At 70.8% G+C, this 3,981-nt stretch carries 4 protein-coding genes; all 4 read left to right on the forward strand.

From position 1 onward, the window contains the following. Window positions 1–348, forward strand: a 348-nt coding sequence (locus HW445_RS21225; RefSeq protein ID WP_257231203.1) for a hypothetical protein, incomplete at its 5' end; no start/stop codon positions are given. 107 nt (window positions 349–455) lie between these two features. Beyond that, complete coding sequence (locus tag HW445_RS21230) at window positions 456–1,148, forward strand: DUF6766 family protein (RefSeq protein ID WP_180222570.1); 693 nt, start codon at window positions 456–458, stop codon at window positions 1,146–1,148. 1,093 nt (window positions 1,149–2,241) lie between these two features. Beyond that, window positions 2,242–2,400 (forward strand): RICIN domain-containing protein, encoded by a 159-nt coding sequence (locus tag HW445_RS21235; protein ID WP_180222571.1) that lies wholly within the window; start codon window positions 2,242–2,244, stop codon window positions 2,398–2,400. Between the two features lie 212 nt (window positions 2,401–2,612). Beyond that, window positions 2,613–3,947: a glycoside hydrolase family 43 protein gene (locus HW445_RS21240; RefSeq protein ID WP_308799624.1), complete on the forward strand. Its 1,335-nt coding sequence runs from the start codon at window positions 2,613–2,615 to the stop codon at window positions 3,945–3,947. Window positions 3,948–3,981: the final 34 nt, after the last annotated feature.

The following is a 3,981-nucleotide window of genomic DNA, read 5'->3' on the forward strand; positions in this document are numbered from 1 at the left end:
GAGGAACGGCGGGACGCGGCGGAGGCCGAGGCCACCCGGTTCGTCCTCGACCGGGAGGCGGGCCGGCACGCCCTGCTGTGCGCCGCGCTCGCACCGGGCACCCGCGACGAGCTGGAGGAGACCGCGAAGAGCGGGTGCCGTGAGGCGATCCGGCAGGCCATCGAGGAGGACGACCTCCCGCCCGCCGGAGCGGTGCGCGCCGTGGACGTCTGGGGCGACCGGGCGCGGGTGGTGCTGGAGGGCGACACCCTCTTCCTGTCGCAGTTCCCGGGTGGCTGGAAGGTGACCGCCGCCGGCTGCGAGCCACGCCGGGACCAGCCCTACCGCTGCGGCATCAAGGGCGGGTGACGGACGTGCGGCTGATGTTCACGGCGACCCTGCTGATCATCTTCGCGGGGCTGGCGTACTTCACCGCACTGGGGCTGATGCACCGATGAGACGCCGATGAGACGCCGATGACGCCGGCCGGCCGCGCGGGGCGCTTCCTGCGCGAGAACAGCCTCGGCCTGGTGTTCCTGGCCGGCTTCCTGCTGACCCTGTTCGGCCAGCTGCTGGCCGGCCGCGCCGAGATGAACAACGACCTCGTCGCCGCCGGGCTGCCCGCGGTGGGCCTCCTCGCCTACGCCTCGTCCTCGGACTTCGCGGTGGACGTCACGGAGAACTGGCAGTCGGAGTACCTGCAGTTCTTCCTCTACATCTTCGGCACGGTGTGGCTGCTGCAGCGGGGTTCGCCGGAGTCCAAGGAGGTCGGCCGCGCCGGCACCGAGAGCGACCGCGAACAGCGCATCGGTGCGCACGCGCGGGACGACTCGCCGCGCTGGGCGTCCGCCCCTGGCTGGCGGGGGCTGGTGTTCTCCCGCTCGCTGGGGCTGGTGATGGGCGGCATCTTCCTGCTCTGCTGGCTCGCCCAGTCGATCACGGGAACGGCCGCCTACAACGAGGAGCGGCTGCGCTCCCTGGAGGGGCCGGTCGGCTGGGGCGGTTATGTCACCTCGGCCGACTTCTGGAGCCGCACCCTGCAGAACTGGCAGTCCGAACTGCTCGCGGTGGCGTCGATGGCCATCCTCTCCATCTACCTGCGCCAGCGCGGCAGTCCGGAGTCCAAGCCGGTGGGCGCGCCGCACTCGGCCACCGGCGTCGAGGGCTGAGCCCCGCCGCCCCAGGAGCGCCGCCGTGGCCGAGCGGGTCCAAGCGCCTGACGGCCGGTCCCGGGAACGGCGTCCATCCAGCGACCGATGGCATGAGGATGTTGTGTTAGCGATAACAACTTGCCGGAACGAAGCACGCGTTGTCTCGCCGGTGAAGCGTGCGGCCCCACCGAGGGCGACGCCGGGTGAACAGGTTGGCGGATCCGGAGAGCCCAGCTCACCCGTGGTCGACCCGTCCCCGCGGAGGCGTCGGTCCGGCGTCGGCTCCGATGGCCTGCAGGCGCGGAAAAATGCTGGTCAACGCTGTGCGGAGTGCTCCGCTCATGCTCCGAGATGTGCCGTCGGCCGAACCTCTCCGGCGGTGGGGAATGACTTCTGTTGTCGGCCTGGCGATGATTTTCGCTGCACGAGCCTGGCTACCGGACCGGTGTTAGCGGTAACAATCAGGGGGCGCCACAGTTCCATCCGCTCCACCGGCTCGATGACACTCAGCCCTCTTTGGGGGTGGGGCACGGTGTGCATCGAGCTGTCCGGCTCCTGCGTCACACCGAGGCAATGCGCAACACAACGAGCGACGTCCGGCGCAGGCCGGTGTGCTTCCGCAGTCAGGGGAAGCCGCCATCGCTGACGACTCATGTCAGCGACAACAACGGGCCGGACAACTCGCCCCCCAACCCGGCTCGTCGGCAGTCGACACCGCCTGCGGACGGGACCACGGCATGCCACGGAGCCGTTCGATTCCTTGGAGCGGCCGCCCCGCCGGGTACGGACCGATTCCCGGACGCCTCGCCGGCGCCACATGTCGGCGGAGCCGATCGACGTCGAAGGGAAGACGATGACCGCACGATTACCCAGGCGACCGTCATGCTCCCCACCACCGCGGCCGCCGTGCCGGCTCTCCTCGTGGCCACGCCCGAGGTGCCCGAGGCGCGGGCGGCATCCGGCAGTCCGGCCCTCACCCCTCCGACGGGGTGGGACAGCTTCGGCTGCCGGCGGCTCGTTCACTCTGGCCGACCTGTGCACCGGCACCGACTCGACGAGCGGCGGCCAGATCTCGGCCTCGGTCCCCTCCCACGGCGCCGCCGTATTCCGCGTGTCCGGCGGCGCGACGCCGGCCGGCCGGACCTCACGGCTGCACGGGACCGGCTCCGGCCTCTGCCTGGACGTCGAGGAAGCCGCCACGGCCGACGGCAGCCGGATCGTCCTGTGGCCCCGCGACGGACAGAGCAACCAGAAGGGGAGCCCTACCTGACGGGGTGACCACCGAAGGGCGCCCCGTGCCCGGCCGACGCCGTACCCGCCGCGTGCCCGCACGTCTGCTCCCGCACCGCCTCGTGCTCCCGCGCCGCCCCCGCCCCCCACTGCTCCCGCCCCCACCGCCTCCGCCCCCACCGAAAGAGGACGACCGTGTCGCGCCCGTCACCGCTCCGCTTAAGGTCCGCCTCCCGTCGCGGCCTCGCATGGGTGATCAGCCTCCTGTGCTTACTGACGCTCTTCCAGCCGTCCGTCGCCCACGCGGACAACCCCCTCGTCCAGACCGTCTACACGGCCGATCCGGCCCCCCTGGTCCACAACGGCCGCGTGTACCTGTACACGGGCCACGACGAGGACGGCTCCACCTGGTTCACCATGAAGGAGTGGCGGGTCTACTCGTCCTCCGACATGACCAACTGGACCGATCACGGCTCCCCGATGAGCCTCGCCACGTTCAGCTGGGCGAGCGCCGACGCCTGGGCGGGCCAGGTGGTCGCACGCAACGGGAAGTTCTACTGGTACGCCCCGATGAAGAACCGCGCCACCGGCCGCATGGCCATCGGTGTGGCGGTCGCGGACTCGCCCACCGGCCCCTTCAGGGACGCCCTGGGAGGTCCCCTGGTGGAGAACGGCGAGATCGATCCCACCGTGTTCATCGACGACAACGGCCAGGCGTACCTGTACTGGGGGAACCCGAACCTCTGGTACGTGCGGCTGAACGCCGACATGACCTCCTACTCGGGGGCGTCGACCCGCATCCCCCTCACCACCCAGGGCTTCGGCACCCGCACCGGCAACACGGAGCGGCCCACCCTCTACGAGGAGGGGCCGTGGGTCCACAAGCGCAACGGCCTTTACTACCTGGTGTTCGCGGCGGCGTGCTGCTCCGAGTTCATCGCCTACTCGACCGCTCCCGGCCCCACCGGTCCCTGGACCTACCGGGGCACGATCATGCCTACGCAGGGTTCCAGCTTCACCAACCACCCGGGCATCGTCGACTTCGCCGGCAATTCGTACTTCTTCTACCACAACGGCGCGCTTCCGGGCGGTGGCGGATTCACCCGCTCGGTGGCCGTGGAGAAGTTCGCCTACAACGCCGACGGCACCATTCCGACGATCAACATGACCTCGGCCGGGGCTCCGCAGGTGGGCACGTTGAACCCGTACGTCCGGCAGGAGGCGGAGACGATCGCCTGGGGCACCGGCGTCGAGACCGAGACGTCCACCGAGGGCGGCCTGAACGTCGGCTACATCGAGAACGGTGACTGGATCAAGGTCAAGGGCGCGGCGTTCGGTTCCGGTGCCCGCTCCTTCCAGGCCAGGGTCGCCTCGGCCACCGCGGGCGGCAGGATCGAGGTGCGCCTGGACAGCGCCACCGGACCCCTGGCCGGCACGTGCACCGTCCCGGGCACCGGGGGCTGGCAGAACTGGACGACCGTCTCCTGCCCGGTGACCGGCGCCGGAGGCACCCGTGACGTGTACTTCCGGTACACGGGCGGCAGCGGCTACCTCTTCAACGTGAACTGGTGGCAGTTCAGCGGCTGACGGCGCCCCGCCCCCGTCACCGCTGTCGCCGTGC

The organism is Streptomyces sp. UH6 (assembly GCF_013421635.1).
Lineage (GTDB): Bacteria > Actinomycetota > Actinomycetes > Streptomycetales > Streptomycetaceae > Streptomyces > Streptomyces abyssomicinicus.